Origin of the sequence: Burkholderia sp. IMCC1007 (genome assembly GCF_027257875.1) — a bacterium.
Classification (GTDB): domain Bacteria; phylum Pseudomonadota; class Gammaproteobacteria; order Burkholderiales; family Burkholderiaceae; genus Burkholderia.
Window position 1 is genome coordinate 1 of record NZ_JAPVQY010000056.1, and the last position, 17,007, is coordinate 17,007.

Below are 17,007 nucleotides of genomic sequence, written 5' to 3' on the forward strand. Positions count from 1 at the left end.
ATGACGGACGTAGTGATCGTATCGGCCGCGCGGACCGCGGTCGGCAAATTCGGCGGCTCGCTTGCGAAGATTGCAGCACCGGAACTGGGCGCCACGGTGATCCGCGCGGTGCTGGAGCGCGCGGGCGTGAAGCCCGATCAGGTGAGCGAAGGGATCATGGGTCAGGTGCTGACGGCCGGCTCGGGGCAGAACCCGGCGCGCCAGTCGCTGATCAAGGCCGGCCTGCCGAATGCAGTGCCGGGGATGACGATCAACAAGGTGTGCGGCTCGGGCCTGAAGGCCGTGATGCTGGCGGCGAACGCGATCGTCGCGGGCGACGCGGAGATCGTGGTCGCAGGCGGTCAGGAAAACATGAGCGCGTCGCCGCACGTGCTGCCGGGCTCGCGCGACGGGTTCCGGATGGGCGACGCGAAGCTGGTCGACACGATGATCGTCGATGGCCTGTGGGACGTGTACAACCAGTACCACATGGGCATCACGGCGGAGAACGTCGCGAAGGAATACGGGATCACGCGCGAAGAGCAGGACGCATTCGCCGCGCTGTCGCAGAACAAGGCGGAAGCCGCGCAGAAGTCCGGCCGTTTCAACGACGAGATCGTGCCGGTGTCGATTCCGCAGCGCAAGGGCGAGCCGCTGCAGTTCGCGACCGATGAATTCGTGCGTCACGGCGTGACGGCGGAATCGCTGTCGGGCCTGAAGCCGGCGTTCTCGAAGGACGGCTCGGTGACGGCCGCGAATGCGTCGGGCCTGAACGACGGCGCGGCGGCGGTGCTGGTGATGTCGGCGCAGAAGGCGGCGGCTCTTGGCCTCACGCCGCTGGCGCGGATCAAGGCATACGCGAACGCGGGCGTCGATCCGAGCGTGATGGGCATGGGCCCGGTGCCGGCGTCGCGCCGTGCGCTGGAGCGCGCGGGCTGGACGCCGGGCGACCTGGACCTGATGGAAATCAACGAGGCATTCGCGGCGCAGGCGCTGGCGGTGCACAAGCAGATGGGCTGGGACACGTCGAAGGTGAACGTGAACGGGGGCGCGATCGCGATCGGCCACCCGATCGGCGCATCGGGCTGCCGGATCCTGGTCACGCTGCTGCACGAGATGGTCAAGCGCGACGCGAAGCGCGGGCTGGCGTCGCTGTGCATCGGCGGCGGGATGGGCGTCGCACTCGCGGTCGAACGCGCGTGAGCAGGGCCGCGCGCACGGGTCTGACGATATCGTACGTGTGCGGCGCCGGCCTGCGCCGCACACGCGCGAAGCGGTTTTCTCGCGCAACAAGCAGCCAACAACAAGCGTGATGTTCCGGTGCGCGCCCGCCCGCAAAGGGCGGCTGCGCATCGCAGCGGTGGGGCGGCAGCATGTGCCATGCCGTCGCTTCGCACCATTGATTAATTTCTTTGTCGGTAAATAATAGGATGACTAAGCGAATTGCAGTTGTGACAGGTGGGATGGGGGGGCTTGGTGAAGCGATCAGCATCCGGTTGCACGATGCGGGTCACCAGGTCGTCGTCACGTATTCGCCGAGCAATACCGGCGCCGATCGCTGGCTGACCGAGATGCACGCGGCCGGCCGGGCGTTCCACGCGTATCCGGTCGACGTGGCCGATCACGACTCGTGCCAGCAGTGCATCGAGAAGGTCGCCCGGGACGTCGGCGCGGTCGACATTCTGGTGAACAACGCGGGCATCACGCGCGACATGACGATGCGCAAGCTCGACAAGGTGAACTGGGATGCGGTGATCCGCACCAACCTCGATTCCGTGTTCAACATGACGAAGCCGGTCTGCGACGGCATGGTCGAGCGCGGTTGGGGGCGTATCGTCAACATCTCGTCGGTCAACGGCTCGAAGGGTTCGGTGGGCCAGACCAACTATGCGGCCGCGAAGGCCGGCATGCACGGCTTCACCAAGTCGCTCGCGCTCGAGGTTGCGCGCAAGGGCGTGACGGTGAACACGGTGTCGCCGGGCTACCTCGCGACGAAGATGGTGACGGCGATCCCGCAGGACATCCTCGATACGAAGATCCTTCCGCAGATTCCGGCGGGACGGCTCGGTCAGCCGGAGGAAGTCGCCGCGCTGGTCGCGTATCTCTGCTCGGACGAAGCCGGCTTCGTGACGGGCTCCAATATCGCGATCAACGGCGGCCAGCACATGCAGTGACGCGCGGCGGCCCGACGGCGCTCGCGCGTCGCCGGGCCGCGCTCCCGCTGTATCCAGCGCCGGGGCGGCGCGCACGCGCGCAGCACCGGCCTCGCATTCCGGAGGACGCATGGGCGACACCTGGATGGGACTCGTGATCGGCAGCTCGGCACTGACCATCGCGCTGACGATGGCGATCGCGCTTCACTGGCTGGAGCGGCGCCGCGCGCGGCTGCTGCGCAACTTCGATCATCGCGATTGCTGGTTCTTCGCGTACGGCAAGCGCCTCGCGCGCGGGCCGGCGCGCCGCTCCCGCAGCGGCGCGCGATGACGGCGGCGGTACGGCGGCGCGATGCGCACGCCGTGCCGCACCTCGTGCTTCGTATCCCCCATCTCGCGCATCCGCCCGGCGATGCGCGTTGCGCCCGCGTTCAATCGCTCTTCGTCTGCGCGCCTTCGCCCGAATCGTTCTTGTGGAAGATCCGTTTCGTCGTGCGCTTGGTGGCATTCCAGCCTTCGCGCGACGCATGCGCGATGCCGTGGCCGACCGTCTTCGCGGCGCTCGCGGTCGCATGGCCGAAGCCGCGCGCGGCCTCGCCGGTCTTGTGAGCGGCTTCCTTCGAATCCCGTTTGATGTCCTGCTTCACTTCGGACATGTCCGCGTGCGCGATCGGGCTGATCAGCGCAAGAACGAGCGCGGTGCTGATGAACTGACGTGCTTTCACGACCTGATTTCCTTGGGCAAATTCATCGGGGATCGGCGTCGCCGGCCGGCGACGGACGAAATGCGCCGGCCGCCGATGCATCGAGCATCACGGCGGCACGGCCACTGAGCAGCATGCGCTCGCCGCAGCGCAGCGCGAAGCCGTACAGCACGGAGCGGCCGTCGCCGCCGATGCGCTCGGCGTCGATGGTCAGCGGCAGCTCGAGCGTGTCGAGCCGGTCGACGAACGCATCGACGTTGCGCACGCTCGCCAGATAGCCGACGCGCGTGCGCGCATGCTCTGCTTGCTCCGGCTGCTGCGTGCCGAGCAGCGCGCCGTGCACGGCCATCGCCTGCGCCGCATATTCGATTCCACAGACCGACGCGAGCCGGCCTTGCGCGCGCAGCGGATTGTGCGGATCGCGATGGCTCGTCGCGCTGCAGCGGATTCGTGCGGCATCCCACGCGTCGACGCGATCGAGCAGACACATCGCGCCGTCGTGCGGGATATGCGCGGCGATCCACGCGCGATCGAGCGTCGGCATCGGTGTCGATACGGGCGCGCTCATTGCGCGTGCTCCGCGGCGGTATCGAGCATCGCGACATCGACCTGCACGCGCGTATCAGGCAGATAGTCGAGCACGACACGCGCCGCGCGCCGCGCAGCGAGCGCGTCGAGCAGCGGCAGCGCGCGTGCGGCCGGATTGCCTTTGCGCAGCGCTTCGAATTCGGCGTTCGCGAGCGTGGTCGCCGGTGCGTCGGTCAGCTGCACGTCGATGCGTGCGAGCGTGCGATCGGTCGCGTCGGGCGCGAGCACGAGCGCGACGCCGAATGCATCGACGATCGGCCGCACCGCGTGCAGCGGCTCCGGATAGTCGGTGTCGTACGCGATCAGCAGTGCCGGAACGCGGTCGACCACGACCTGGCACAGGCTCTCGAGCAGGCCCGCGCAAAAGCTGCCGTCGTGCGCGCACAGCACGTTCGACGTCGCCATCGCGCGCGCCGCGATGCTCCAGTAGCCGGCGGGCGCGTTGTGCACCGAGTTGTGGAAACGCGTGGGCGACAGCTGGCGATCGTCGCCGGCGAGTGTTTCGCAGATCGCGTGGCAGTTCTGGCCGTCACCGCCGGATGCGCTGAACACGGTCGCGAGCGTGGCTGCGTCGCGCCCGCTCGCGGCCGCGGCTGCGTGACCGACCGCGAGCGCGACGCGCACGACGGGGCCGGTGCGGCGGCGTTCCGCGCTCGGCAGGCCGGCCGGCGGCGGCAGCACGGTGCGCTCGCTCGCATAGGCTGCGCGCCCCGCGAGCACGTCGGCCGCATGCGGCCAGTCGGTCAGTCCCGGCCCGATCAGGCCGACGCTTTCGATGAAGGCGGTCAGCATCATGTCGGCTCCCGGCGGTTGGCAGCCTCGGCGCGGCCGAAGATCAGGCTGCAATTCGTGCCGCCGAAGCCGAACGAATTGGACAGGACCACGCGGATGCGCGCGTCGCGGCTGGCGAGCACGTAATCGGCGGCCAGCGCCGGGTCGGGGTGCGTCGTGTTGACGCCGGCCGGCACGAACTGCTCGCGCAACGCGAGCGCGGCGACGACGGCTTCCAGCGCACCGGCGGCGCCGAGCGTGTGGCCGGTCGCGCCCTTGGTCGAGCTGCACGGCGTGCGCGCGAGCAGTGCGCCGACGGCGCGGCTTTCGGCAGCATCGTTGCTCGGTGTGGCGGTGCCATGCAGGTTCACGTAGTCGATGCCGCTCGCGTCGAGGCCGGCCGATGCGAGCGCCTGCTCGATCGCGATCCGCGCGCCGAGCCCTTCGGGATGGGGCGACGACATGTGGTGCGCGTCGCTCGATTCGCCGATGCCGAGCAGCAGGATCGCTTCGTCGTCGCGCGCGGCGGGCGAATCGGGCACGCGTTCGAGCAGCGCGAACGCGGCCGCCTCGCCGATCGAGATGCCGTCGCGCGCGACGTCGAACGGCCGGCACGGCTGGCGCGACAACAGTTCGAGCGAATTGAAGCCGTACAGCGTCGTCAGGCACAACGAATCGACGCCGCCGACGACGGCCGCGTCGATCAGTCCCGCGTCGATCATCCGGCGCGCGGAGCCGAACACCTTCGCGCCGGACGAGCATGCGGACGAAATCGCCGTGGCGGGCCCGCGCAGCGCGAAATACGCGCGCACGAACGCGGCGACCGAATACGGATTGTGCGTGTGCGCATAGCGGAAGCCGGCCGGCAGCGCGCCGCTCGCCGGATCGCGATGCGCGTACGCACGCTCGGTCTCGAGGATCCCGGACGTGCTCGTACCGATGAACACGCCGACGCGCGCCGCGCCGTAGCGCGAGACGGCCGCCGCGACGTGCGTGTCGAAGCCGTCCTGCAGAAGGCCGAGTTGCGCGAGGCGGTTGTTGCGGCAGTCGAAGTCGGCGAGATCCGCGCGCACGGGCTGCGCATCGACGCCGTCCACGGCGCCGATCCAGGTGTCGAGAGCGGCGCGTTCGAAGTTGCACGGCACGAGGCCGCCGCGCGCATTGCGCAGTGCGTCGAGCGTCGCGTCGAGGCCGCGGCCGATGCAGCTGGTGGCGGTGAAGTGCGAGAGCAGGAGAGGTTTCACGAAGGTCGCATCCGGTGGCCGGAACGGGCGCCGCGGCGAGGCTCGCGGGCGCGCCGGGCGTGGTCAGATTTTATCAAACGGCGGTGCCGCGACGCCCGTCCGGCCGGGCGGTTCGGGCTCGAGTGCGGCACGCAGCGTGATCCAGTGCAACTGCGCGTCGGCGGCCGCGCGCAGCACCGTCGGCAGCACGTCGAGCACGACCGGCTCGCCGCGTGCATCGCGGGCCGCGTGGCCGTCGTGCACGAGCAGGATGTCGCGCGGTGCGAGGCCTTTCAGCAGGCGGCGCGCGACGGTGCCTGCGTCGTGCGCGCGCGTGTCGAAGCCGCGCCGCGTCCAGCTCGCGAGCTGCAGGCCGAGCTCGCACAGCACCGGTTCGAGAAACGGATTGCGCAGGCCGGCCGGCGCGCGGAAGAACCGCGGGCGCGTGCCGGCGATGTCGGTCAGCGTCTGCTGCGCGGCCGCGATCTCGCGCCGCAGTGCGGCGGGCCCCGACAGCGAGAACGTATGCCGGTGCCGCTCGCTGTGATTCTCGATCGCATGGCCGCGCGCGACGATCGCTTCGATCCACCGCGGATGGCGGCGCGCGAGATCGCCGATGCAGAAGAAGGTGGCGCGCGCATCGTGGCGGTCGAGCAGGTCGAGCACGCGCGGCGTGACGTCCGGGTCCGGGCCGTCGTCGATCGTCAGCGCGATGCGGCGGCCGGCGCCGGCGGGCAGGCGCGTCCAGTTCGGGCCCAGCAGCGTGCTGCGCGGCCACAGGCCGGCCGCGGTCAGCGCGAGATGCGACGCGACCACGCCGCCGGCGGCCCACGTCCACGCGGCCGGCTGCGCGACCACGGCCGCGAGCGCGCCGACGTGCAGCGCGGCCGTGCCGGCAATCAGCGGCGTCGGCTTCCAGCGGCGTGCGTCGTCAACGGACGAAGCGGATGAACGCGCGTTCATGCACGATCTCCAGTCGGAAGCGGATGCGGGCTACCGGTGTGCGCCGTGCGCCGCGTGTGCGGCGCGAGAATCGCCGCGAACGCGAGCGCCAGCATCGCGCCGGGGCCGACGGTCAGCCCGAAGGTTTCGAGCAGCGGCACGCGCGACAGCGCGAGCAGCCCGAAGCCGGTGACGGTTGCGAGGTTCGCGATCAGCAGCGATACGAGCGTGGACGGTGCGACCGGCTGCGCGTCGTCGCGCTTGCAGAAGAACAGCGCGTAGTTCGAGCCGACCGCGACGATCAGCAGCATCCCGACGAGGTGCAGGATCGTCAGTTGCACGCCGGCGAGCGCGAAGCCGGCGGCCACCACCAGCACGGCCGCGACGAGCGGCGCGAGCGCGCGCACGACACGTCGCGGCGAGCGCAGCGCGATCAGCAGCAGCACGGCGATTGCCGCGAAGCCCGCGAGCGACAGCCGGATGTCCTCGCGCACGTAGTCCACGTACAGGCGATCGGCTTCGGCCTTCATGTCGACGAACAGCGCATCGGGCACGCCGGCGCGCGCGACGGCCGCGCGGATCGGCGCGGCATCGAGTGCGGGCGCCGGCTGCGTGGCGGTGCGCGCGACGTCCGGTGCGCGCAGCGGCAGCATCGCGCTCCAGCGGCCCGCGCGCTCGGTCAGCAACGCGTCGACGGCGAGCGCCATCGACGTGCCGCGCAGATCCGCGCGCGTGAGCAGCGGCGCGTCACGCGCGGCGTCGACGTCGGCGATGAACGGCGCGAACCGCTCGGGCTTGACCGTGATCGGCTGGTTCTCGACCGCGTCGCGCATCCTTGCGGCGAGCATGTCGGGCGCCGGCAGGCTCGCCTGGCGCGCGCGCTGCGCAGCGTCGCTCGGCAGGTAGCGCGCGGGGCTTTCGAAGCCCGCGAGCGCACCGCGATCGACGAGCGGCTGCAATTGCGCGGCGACTTTTTCCGCGCGCTCGAGCGCAGCCTGCTCGGTCGGCGCGGAAATCACGACGAGGTAGCGCACGTCGGGGGCGCCGACGTCGGCACGCAGGCGCGCATCGAGCGCCTGCGCGCGGGCCGGAACGGGGCTCAGCGCGGCGAGCTCGCGGCTCCACAGGCCGCCTCGATGCAGCACGAGCGCCGCGCATGCGGCGAGCACGAGCACGGCGAGCGGCCAGCGCAGCCGCGGCGCCGCAGCGGCCGCGCGTGCGAGCACGGCGCCCACGCGCGACACGTCGCGAATCGCGACGTGCCCGCCGCGCAGGTGCGGCAGCACGAAGCGCGTGACGAGCGCGGCCGACGTCAGCCCGGCGATCGAATACAGCCCGAGCTGCACGAGGCCGGGGAAGCCCGAGAACAGCATCGACGCGAAGCCGCACACCGACGTCAGCACGCCGAGCCGGATCGTCGGCCAGTATGCGGCGATCCACGCGCGCGTCGCGTCGGCGGGCCGATCGGCGCCGCGTGCCGCATGCGGCGCCGATTGCACGAACAGGTAGATCGAATAGTCGACGGCTTCGCCGATCAGCGTCGTGCCGAAGCCGAGCGTCAGCCCGTGGACCGTGCCGAACGCGATGTTGACCGCGGCGATGCCGACCGCGACGCCCGTCAGCACCGGCAGCAGCCCGAGCGCGAGCGTGCGTGGCGAGCGATACAGCGTGAGCAGCAGCGCGACGATCAGCACGACGCTCGCCGTCGACAGCCGCTCGACGTCGTGCCGGATCGTGTCGCGCGTGTCGACCGAGAACACGCCGGGGCCCGTCATCGCGAGCGTGTACGCGGCCGGGTTCGGCAGCGCCTGCGTCGCGGCGGAGAACGCGCGGCGCACCGCGTCGATCGCGCGCGCCTGCGCGTCGGTGTCGGAGCCGGCGGCGGCCGTCTGCACGACGAGCACGGCGCGCGTGCCGTCGCGCGACGCCCACACGCCGTCGCGCATGGCCGGCTGCGCGCCGCTGTCGAGCTGGTCGACGAGCGCGCTGACTTCGCCGGTCGGGTCGCGCGGCAGCATTGCCTTCGCGACGAGGCCCGCCGACGAGCTGAGCAAGTCGAGGCTGTTGCCGAGCGCCTGATGCAGCCCGTCGGCGCTGAAGCGCTGCGGCGTGACCGTCGGGCTCAGCAGGTAGCGATGGTCGAACACGAACTGCTGGTCGCGCGCGTCGTTCACGGCTTCGCCGTTGTTGACCGCCGAGAATTGCCGGTCCGCGCGCAGCGTGCCTGCCACGCGCCGCGACAGCGCGGCGCGCGTGGTCGCGTCGCCGCCGTCGATCGCGACGAGGATCAGCCGCGACACGATGCCGTCGCGCAACTGGTCGACGAGCACACGCTGCCCGGCGCTCGGCGCGCGCGGCAGGAACGCGGACAGGTCGGCCGTGAAGTGCGCGCGGGCGATGGCGATCCCGCATGCGACGAGCGCGAGCAGCCACACGAGCACGGCGCGCTGCCGCCACGCGGGCGCGCGGCGCGCGACGGGGGCGGGCGGCCGGGTGCGTTGGTCCATCAGTTCGCGGCAACGGGTTGCAGGCGCATCACCGAATGGTCGCCGTCGGCCTGCCGGATCGCGACGCTGCGCAACACGTCGCGCGTGCCGTCGAGCGTGATCGTGCTGACCACCTTCAGCATCCGCGAATCGAGCGGCGTGAGCGTCAGCGTCCAGTCGTCGCCGCGTCCGGCGAGCGCGACCTTGTAGACCTGCTCGAGCGCGAAGCGGTTGCCGGAGAGCGTCGCGCGGATGCTGTCGATGAACGCGCCGAGTTCCGGGTAGCGCGACAGCGCGAGCGTGTATTTGCGGTTGTTGCGCTCGACGGTGAGCATGTCGCCGTCGACGACGAGATGCTCGGGCTTCGGGCTCAGCGTGTGCTTCTCGAGATGGTCGGGCGCGACGAACACGAGTTCGCCCGACGATTCGACCGGTTGCGCGGCGATCGACAGCGTCTTCGTCTCGGTGAACGTCGCGCGGCCGGACTTGTGCTGCGCGAGCGTCGACATCAGCCGGTCGAGCGTCCACGCCGAACCGGTGTCGGCGGCATGCGCGGGCATGGCCAGCACGACGGCGGCCGTGACGGCGAACGTTCGCACCGCGCGGCGCAGCGCGAGCGGAAGCAGGGAGCGGTGAACGGCGGTCATGCGTCGGAGTTCCTCGTGGCGGTCAGCTCGGTGGGTGCGCGCGCATCGTCGCGGTGCGCGGCAGCGTCGGCGTCCCGCCAGAAATCGAAATAGTTGAACCAGTTGTACGGCGCCGCGCGGCAGTACTGGTCGAGCAGCGCGACGTAGCGCGCGAGCGCCGCGTCGACGGCCGCCGCGCGCGCATCGCGGCGCACGTCGGAGAAGTCGGCGAGCGTCTCGAAGTGCACATCGTAGCGGTTACCGTCGCGGTAGAGCCCGGTCATGAACAGCACCGGACGCCGCAGCATCGCGGCCATGTACAGCGGCCCGAGCGGAAACGCGGCCGGCGCGCCGAGCAGCGGCAGCCGCCGCAGCGACGCGGCCGCATCGTCGAGCAGCGTGCGGTCGGCCAGCATGCCGACCATGCAGTTCGCGTCGAGCCGCTCGCGCACCTTCAGCATCGAATCGACCTGCCCGAGCGGAATCACCTCGGGCTTCGCGGCGGGGTTCACGGCGGCGAGCGTCGCGTTGATCTTGCGCGCGTTTTTCTCATACATCGTGACGACGACACGCAGGTCCGGGCGCGTGCGGCCGATCGCGCGCACGACTTCGAAGCTGCCGAGGTGCGCGCCCATCAGGAACGCGCCGCGCCCGCCGGCGAGCGCGTCGTCGACGCGCGTCGCGCCGTGCAGCCGGATGTCGAACAGGTCGAAGCGGCCGTTCATCAGGTAGATGCGATCGTGGATCGTCGCCGCGAACGTGAACACGTGGCGGTACACGTCGCGCCAGCGCGCGGGACGGCCGAGCGCGCGGCGCAGATAGTCGCGCGACGCCGCGCAGGCGGCCGGCGAGAACAGCACGAAATACGCGGCGATCGCGTGCAGCACCACGCGCGACGGCCGTCGACCGAAGTGCAGCGAGATCCACGTCATCGCGCGCAGCAGCGCGGCGTTGCTGCGCTCCTGGTGCTCGGCCCACGCGGTGCGTTTCATGGCTGCACGCCGTCCTGCGGGCCCGGCGGTGCGGACAGCATGCCGGTCGCGACATCGCGCGGGCCGACCCGCAGCGTGAAGCGGATCGCGCCGCCTGCCGCCGCATCGAACGCGAGATCGACCGGTTCGCCGGGCGCGACCGGGCTCAGGAATTTCGCGGAAGCGAGCCGCCACGTGTGCAGCGGGCGGTTCAGCGACGCGCCGAGTGCCGCGATCGCGTGATCGAGCAGCACGACGCCCGGCACGATCGGATGACCGGGGAAATGGCCGGGCAGCGCCGGATGGTCGGCGGGAATCGTGAACGCGAGCGGCCGCGCATCGGCCACCGCGCTGCGTGAGTGCTGCGCGACGAGCGTCGCGAGCACGTCGCGCGGCAGCTTGCCGGTTTCGTTGCGCGGCAACGCGTCGACGAACACGAGCGGGCGCGGCATGAACGCGGCATCGATCCGTTCGCGCAGCGCGCGCTGCAGTTCCGATGCGGCAAGCGTCGGCGCGACCACGAGTGCGACGAGACGCGTGACGGATTCGCGGTCGGCATCGCCGTCGGCCGGCGCGGTGTCGTCCGGCATGAAGAACACGCCGTCGACGACGCCGGCAATCGCGTTCAGCTGGTGATTCAGGTACGCGAGCGACGTGCGCTTGCCGGCGATGTTGACGAGGTCCGCCTTGCGGCCGTGCAGCAGGAACCGGCCGTCGCCGAGCAGTTCGAGCGCGTCGCCCATCGGCACGGGCGTCTCGACGTGCCCGCCCGACACCCACACGGTCGGCCCGCCGTCGTCGCTCGCGTGGCGGTGATCCGCCGCGTCATGCGTGTCAGGTGTGTCCGGCGTGTCGCGTGCGTCGAGCCGGATCCCCGGGAACAACGACCAGGTCGCGCCCCGCGACGTGCGGCGCGTGGCGATCTGGCCGGTCTCGGTGCTGCCGTAGATCTCGATGAGCGGCGCGTCGAGCGCGGCTTCGGCTTCGCACGCGAGCTTTTCCGACAGCGGCGCGGTGGCCGACAGCACGAGCGCGGCCGGCGGCAGCGCATGGCCGGCCGACAGCAGCGCGCGCAGGTGGATCGGCGACGTGACGAGCACGCGCGGCTGCGGGATGGCCCGCAACTCCTCGCGAATGTCGACCGGGTAGAACGGCTGCCGGTTGCTGAACGCGAGGCCGCCGATCAGCGCGAGCAGCACCGTCGATTCGAAGCCGTACATGTGCTGCGCGGGCACGGTGCCGATCAGCGTGGCCGCGTCGCCGTCGAGCAGGCCGAGGCGCTCGGCCGCCGCGCGCACGCAGCCGACGAGGAAGCCCCAGGTCTTGCGGTGCGGCACCGGCGCGCCGGTCGAGCCGGACGTGAACACGTACGCCATGATCCGCGCCGCGTCGATCTGCGGCACCGCGAAGTGTGCGTCGTCGGCGAGCGCGGCGGGGGCGGCGTCCGGATACGCGAAGCGCGGCAGGTCGATCGTGCAGTCCGGCGCGTCGTGCAGGCAGAACGCATCCGGTGCGAACGACGCGAGCTGGCGAACCGTTTCCGGTGTGTGCGTCGACGGCAGCAGGCTGATCCTGCCGGCGACGAGCGCCGCGCACAGGCTGACGGCGAAGCGGTAGCGGTCGCGGCACACGTTGAACACGTGGCCGCCGGCGGGCAGCGCGGCGGCCACGCGCATGACGTCGGCGACGAACGCGCGCACGGTGACGGGCGTGCCGTCGCGCCAGGCGATCGTCTGGTCCGGCGAGGAATGGAATACCAGCGGGTGAGTCGGCATAAATCAACGGAAACGGAAGGCGGTAACCGGTGCGGCCGTGAGGCGTTGCCGCGCCGGTCGTGAATTCATTGTGACGGCTGCGTCGACGCGCGGTACGCGCGCACCGCGTCGATCATCCGCGGCCGCGCGTCGTCGGGCAGCGCGAAGCGCCGGCACGCATGCTCGGCGGCGAACATCACGGCGACGAGCGGCAGCGACAGGTAGTTCGCGAAGGTCGACCACGCGACGATCGGCGCGCTCGCGAACATCAGCGTCGACACCGCGGCGATCGCGACGAAGAACAGCGTCCACGCGAGCGTGATGCGGCGCGTATAGCGTGCGACGGCCGGCGTGATCGTGCCGTGGATCATCGTCGCGAAGCGCGTGCAGAGCGGCACTTCGCCGGCCGCGAGCGTGCGGCCGAACAGCAGCGCCATCGCGAGGTTGAAGCTTGCGTGCTCCAGATACAAACCCCATTCGAAATGCCGCGCGAGCGGCATGCGTGCGGCCCACAGCGCGACGGCGACCGCCAGCCACGCCGGCACCAGCCATGCGCGGCGCGGCGAGCGCAACGCGGCGCCGAGCGCGAGCAGCAGCGGCGGCACGAGCGCCATCGCGAGGCCGAAGCCATGCGCGCCGGGCGTCGCGGCCGCATGGTGCGCGCCGATCTGGTAGGCCGCCACCGCACCGACCGCGCCGACGCCGCGCGCGACGTTCAGCGGCGTGCTCATTCCCGCGCTCCATGCGTGCCGGGCACGCGCGCGTTGCCCGCGGCTGCGGCTGCGGCATGGCGGCAACGCGGCAAGCAAGGCGGCGAGCGAAGCTGGGCGGAACGGTCGAAGGGGCGCGGCATGGCGGCTGGAAACATCGGACGAATCGAGGCCCGGACGCGGGCGTCGGGCCGTTAAACATCATATGAATGGCGGTCGGGACGGGCGACCGCCCGGCTGTCGTGCACGCACATTTTAGGGCCGCGGCACCGTGGTTCGGAGCGGGCGTGGCCGGGTTTTGTAACCGAATGTATGGCATTGGGTCGAACGCTTGCCGATGACGATTCGTTTACATCCGCAGCGGCTCAAGCGTCTCGTCCGATCCGGTGCGGGCCGGGGCCGCGGCGAGGCCCTTCAGTCTGTAACCATTCGCGGTATACGGGCCGATACCCATCGTCTAGAATCCGCGTAACTTTTACAAACGATCCCCAAAACACGCAGGCGGGGAAGCCGGCAGACGCTGGAGGGACGGGAGAGCTGCACGCGCCGGGCGTGCACGACTGTCGCCGTTTCCGGTGGCCTTCCGCTGCCATGGGCCGCCTGCCCACAAGCATGATGAACGCACTGGAACAAGAGCTCGCGACGCTGATCATCGGCGAACTGAATCTCGAAGACGTCCCGCTCGACACGGTGACGGCCGGGACCCCGCTGTACGGCGAGGGCTTCGGGCTCGACTCCATCGACATCCTCGAAATCGCGCTGCTGATCTCGAAGAAGTACGGCTTCGAGCTGCGCTCGGACAATCCGGACAACAAACAGATCTTCGCGACGCTCGGCGCGCTGGCCGCGTACGTCGCCGCCCATCGCACGAAGTGACGGCGGCGCGCGCGGGCGCGACGCGATACGCACAGGATGACGGCATGCGGCGGCGGTCGCCGAGCGACACGCCGCCGCGTCGATCGAGGGGGAACGCGATGAACGGAGCAATTCGATGCGGGCGCTCGTAACGGGCGGCAGCGGCGCACTCGGGCAGGCGATCTGCACGGCGCTCGCGCAGGCCGGCCATGAAGTGTGGGTGCATGCGAACCGCAATCGCGCGCAGGCGGAGGCGGTCGCGCAGCAGATCGTCGCGGCCGGCGGCATCGCGCACGCCATCGCGTTCGACGTGACCAACGCCGATGCGACGCTCGCCGCGCTCGCGCCGTTCATCGACGCTGCGCCGGTGCAGATCCTCGTGAACAACGCGGGCATCCACGACGACGCGCCGCTGGCCGGCATGTCGCGCGAGCAGTGGCGCAGCGTGATCGATGTGACACTCAACGGGTTCTTCAACGTCACGCAGCCGCTGTTGCTGCCGATGATCCGCACGCGGCGCGGACGGATCGTCAACATCGCGTCGGTCGCCGGCGTGACCGGCAACCGCGGGCAGGCGAATTATGCGGCCGCGAAGGCGGGACTGATCGGCGCGACGAAGTCGCTGTCGCTGGAGCTGGCGTCGCGCGGCATCACCGTGAACGCGGTCGCGCCCGGCATCATCGAATCGCCGATGGCCGAGCACGCGTTTCCCGCCGACCGGATCAAGCAGCTCGTGCCTGCGCAACGCGCGGGCCGGCCCGACGAAGTCGCGGCGATGGTCGCGTATCTGGTATCCGATGCGGCCGCCTATGTGACCGGGCAGGTGTTGTCCGTCAACGGCGGGCTCGCATGACGACGACGCGCGCCGCGTCGGCGTGACGCGGCGCAACGGCGCGCAACGCGGCGCGTCGTAACCGCGGTGCCGCGAGCGTGCGCCGCATAGTGAGGAAATCGAAGTGTCAGTGCATCCAGTCGACGCCGAACGGCGAGCGTGTTCCCGATCGTCCGCCACGACCGCGGTCGCGCACGGACACATGGCAGCCGGGGCCGCCGCGAACGGTGGCAATCATGCGCTGCGACTCGTCCAGATCGATCACGCGCGCGTCGCGGCGCTCCTGCACGACGCGCAACGGCGCGGCGACGCATTCGATCAGGTGTTTCCCGGCGCGCTCGGCGCGGTGTGCATCGGCGCGTCGGCGGATGCGATGGCGCGCGTGCTGACCGATGCCGCCCCCGATCTGCCGCTTGCGCCGGTGCAGATGGCGCTGCTCGACGCCGGCGGCTACGCAGGCGCCGGTGCCGTCTGCGAAATCTGGCAGTGCGATGCGCACGACCTGCGCAGCGAACGGCGCGGCGCGCTGCAGTACCGCTACAGCGAAACGGCCGGGCTCGTGTTCGGCAGCATCGTCGTGCAGGAAGCGACCGCCGTGACCGCTGCGGATCGCGACGGCGGCACGCCGCTCGCACGGGCGACCCACGATGCGTACCGCGCGCTGTTCGACGTGCTCGATACGCTCGGCATCGCGCATCCGCTGCGGATCTGGAATACCGTGCCGGCGATCAATGCGCAGCAGTTCGGCATCGAGCGCTATCGTCAGTTCAATATCGGCCGCCAGCGTGCATTCGACGCGTGTCGGCGCGCGCTGACGGGCAGCGTGCCGGCCGCGTGCGCGCTCGGCTCGGTCGTGCCGGTCGCGGGCGACACGCCGCCGGCCGCGCCGCTCGCGATTCATTTCATCGCGAGCCGCACGCCGGCCGAGCCGGTCGAGAATCCGCGCCAGATCAGCGCGTATCACTACCCGGCGGAGTACGGCCCGCGGGCGCCGACGTTCGCGCGCGCGGCGGCATGGGCCGGCGGCGACGCGCGGCCGCTGCTGTTCGTGTCGGGCACCGCGAGCATCGTCGGACATCGCACCGTGCATCGCGGCGACGTCGTCGCGCAGACGCGCGAGACCATCGCGAACCTGGCCGCCGTGCTCGAGCAGGCCGCGCGGCAGGGGCACGGCCCGTTCGCGCTCGCCGACCTGAGCTATCGCGTCTACGTGCGCGACGCCGCCGATGCCGCGGCGCTCGCCGCGATCGAGCGCGAGTTGCGCGCCGCGGCCGGCCGCGACGTGCGGCCGCTGTTCGTCCACGCGCACGTGTGCCGCGACGATCTGCTGGTCGAGATCGAGGCGAGCGCCGGGCATCCGCTGGAGCGGTTGTCGTGAAGCGCGCGGGCCTGTCGCTGCGCGAACCGTCGACGCGTGCGGGCGGCGTCGACGAAGCCTGTCCGCGGTCGCCCGCAGGTCATAAACTTTTGTCAGGATCATCGTCTTCGCAATCGGCCGTTCCCATGTCCAAGCTGCACGCGTCGTCCACCCATCTCGTTCTGATTCCGAGCTACAACCCGGGCGCCAAGGTCGACACGACCGTGCGCAACGCCCGCGCGCAGTGGAATCCGGTGTGGGTCGTCGTCGACGGCAGCACCGACGGCAGCGCCGAGCGGCTGCAGGCGATGGCCGAGCGCGATCCGGGGCTGCGCGTGATCGTGCTGCCGGAGAACCGCGGCAAGGGCGCCGCGGTGCTCGCCGGGCTCGACGCGGCCGCCGCGAGCGGCTTCACGCACGTGCTGACGATGGATTCCGACGGCCAGCATCCGGCCCAGCTGATTCCCGACTTCATGGCCGCGTCGCAGGCGGCGCCCGGCGCGATGGTGCTCGGGCTGCCGAAGTTCGATGCGAGCGCGCCGCAACTGCGCGTGCAGGGCCGCAGGCTGTCGAACGCGTGGGCCGACCTCGAGACGCTGTGGGCCGGGATCGGCGATTCGCTGTACGGTTTTCGCGTGTACCCCGTCGCGCCGCTCGCCGCGATCATGCACCGGCAGCCGTGGATGCGCGGCTTCGACTTCGATCCCGAAGCGGCCGTGCGCCTGTGCTGGGCCGGCGTGCGGCCGATCCGCATCGAAGCGCCGGTGCGCTACTTCGGCCGGCACGAGGGCGGCGTGTCGCATTTCCACTATGGCCGCGACAACGCGCTGCTCGCCTGGATGCATCTGCGGCTGTTCGCCGGTTTCGTCGCGCGGCTGCCGATGCTCGTCGCGCGACGGCTGACCCGCCGGTCGCGCGCTCCGCTCAGCCGGTCGCCGGGTCGCGGCGATTGACTGCATTTTCGTCATCAATCAGCCCGACGATCGGGCATTGCGTGTCGAACGGCGCAGTAATAAAGTTGTCATCTGATGTAAACGGCTGGTAATTTTCTGCCGA

General features: G+C 71.0%; 17 protein-coding genes. 7 read left to right on the top strand and 10 right to left on the bottom strand.

Features of this window, described 5'->3' with window-relative positions; translation table 11 throughout:
* The 3 genes from O1Q03_RS32085 to O1Q03_RS32095 form a co-directional block, all read left to right on the top strand.
* Positions 1–1,182: acetyl-CoA C-acetyltransferase (locus O1Q03_RS32085; protein ID WP_269508533.1), on the top strand; the 1,182-nt coding region annotated here is incomplete at its 5' end.
* A 227-nt stretch (positions 1,183–1,409) separates the two neighbouring features.
* A complete protein-coding gene (phbB, locus tag O1Q03_RS32090) occupies positions 1,410–2,153 on the top strand; it encodes an acetoacetyl-CoA reductase (protein ID WP_269508535.1) in 744 nt (247 codons plus the stop codon).
* A gap of 109 nt (positions 2,154–2,262) precedes the next feature.
* Entirely contained in the window at positions 2,263–2,463 is a 201-nt protein-coding gene (locus O1Q03_RS32095; RefSeq protein ID WP_269508537.1) for a hypothetical protein, read from the top strand.
* Between the two features lie 100 nt (positions 2,464–2,563).
* Here O1Q03_RS32095 and O1Q03_RS32100 read toward each other — a convergent pair whose 3' ends face one another.
* From O1Q03_RS32100 to O1Q03_RS32145, 10 genes are all read right to left on the bottom strand, one after another.
* Positions 2,564–2,857, bottom strand: a complete 294-nt coding sequence (locus tag O1Q03_RS32100) for a hypothetical protein (RefSeq protein ID WP_269508540.1) — start codon at positions 2,855–2,857, stop codon at positions 2,564–2,566.
* 22 nt (positions 2,858–2,879) lie between these two features.
* Positions 2,880–3,404: a hotdog family protein gene (locus O1Q03_RS32105; protein ID WP_269508543.1), complete on the bottom strand. Its 525-nt coding sequence runs from the start codon at positions 3,402–3,404 to the stop codon at positions 2,880–2,882.
* Positions 3,401–4,219, bottom strand: a complete 819-nt coding sequence (locus O1Q03_RS32110) for a beta-ketoacyl synthase chain length factor (protein ID WP_269508546.1) — start codon at positions 4,217–4,219, stop codon at positions 3,401–3,403. The genes O1Q03_RS32105 and O1Q03_RS32110 overlap by 4 nt, the downstream gene beginning before the upstream one ends.
* Positions 4,216–5,439 (bottom strand): beta-ketoacyl-[acyl-carrier-protein] synthase family protein, encoded by a 1,224-nt coding sequence (locus O1Q03_RS32115; protein ID WP_269508548.1) that lies wholly within the window; start codon positions 5,437–5,439, stop codon positions 4,216–4,218. Before O1Q03_RS32115 ends, O1Q03_RS32110 begins: the two co-directional genes overlap by 4 nt.
* 63 nt (positions 5,440–5,502) lie before the next feature.
* Positions 5,503–6,381, bottom strand: coding sequence for a polysaccharide deacetylase family protein (locus O1Q03_RS32120; protein WP_269508550.1), 879 nt, complete (start codon positions 6,379–6,381; stop codon positions 5,503–5,505).
* The gene (locus O1Q03_RS32125) at positions 6,378–8,867 is read right to left on the bottom strand and encodes an MMPL family transporter (protein WP_269508553.1); all 2,490 of its coding nucleotides are present in this window, start codon (positions 8,865–8,867) and stop codon (positions 6,378–6,380) included. Before O1Q03_RS32125 ends, O1Q03_RS32120 begins: the two co-directional genes overlap by 4 nt.
* The gene (locus tag O1Q03_RS32130; protein ID WP_269508556.1) at positions 8,867–9,493 is read right to left on the bottom strand and encodes a LolA family protein; all 627 of its coding nucleotides are present in this window, start codon (positions 9,491–9,493) and stop codon (positions 8,867–8,869) included. Before O1Q03_RS32130 ends, O1Q03_RS32125 begins: the two co-directional genes overlap by 1 nt.
* Positions 9,490–10,464, bottom strand: coding sequence for an LpxL/LpxP family acyltransferase (locus tag O1Q03_RS32135; protein WP_269508559.1), 975 nt, complete (start codon positions 10,462–10,464; stop codon positions 9,490–9,492). The genes O1Q03_RS32130 and O1Q03_RS32135 overlap by 4 nt, the downstream gene beginning before the upstream one ends.
* The gene (locus O1Q03_RS32140) at positions 10,461–12,218 is read right to left on the bottom strand and encodes an AMP-binding protein (protein WP_269508563.1); all 1,758 of its coding nucleotides are present in this window, start codon (positions 12,216–12,218) and stop codon (positions 10,461–10,463) included. Before O1Q03_RS32140 ends, O1Q03_RS32135 begins: the two co-directional genes overlap by 4 nt.
* A gap of 65 nt (positions 12,219–12,283) precedes the next feature.
* Entirely contained in the window at positions 12,284–12,928 is a 645-nt protein-coding gene (locus tag O1Q03_RS32145; protein ID WP_269508565.1) for a hypothetical protein, read from the bottom strand.
* Positions 12,929–13,498: 570 nt separating this feature from the next.
* Here O1Q03_RS32145 and O1Q03_RS32150 point away from each other — a divergent pair.
* From O1Q03_RS32150 to O1Q03_RS32165, 4 genes are all read left to right on the top strand, one after another.
* Positions 13,499–13,783: a phosphopantetheine-binding protein gene (locus O1Q03_RS32150; protein ID WP_269508568.1), complete on the top strand. Its 285-nt coding sequence runs from the start codon at positions 13,499–13,501 to the stop codon at positions 13,781–13,783.
* Between the two features lie 115 nt (positions 13,784–13,898).
* On the top strand, positions 13,899–14,615 hold the full coding sequence (fabG, locus tag O1Q03_RS32155) for a 3-oxoacyl-ACP reductase FabG (RefSeq protein ID WP_269508571.1): 717 nt from the start codon (positions 13,899–13,901) through the stop codon (positions 14,613–14,615).
* A gap of 103 nt (positions 14,616–14,718) precedes the next feature.
* Complete coding sequence (locus O1Q03_RS32160; RefSeq protein WP_269508573.1) at positions 14,719–15,972, top strand: chorismate transformation enzyme, FkbO/Hyg5 family; 1,254 nt, start codon at positions 14,719–14,721, stop codon at positions 15,970–15,972.
* A gap of 125 nt (positions 15,973–16,097) precedes the next feature.
* A complete protein-coding gene (locus O1Q03_RS32165; RefSeq protein WP_269508575.1) occupies positions 16,098–16,904 on the top strand; it encodes a glycosyltransferase family 2 protein in 807 nt (268 codons plus the stop codon).
* Positions 16,905–17,007 lie beyond the last annotated feature (103 nt).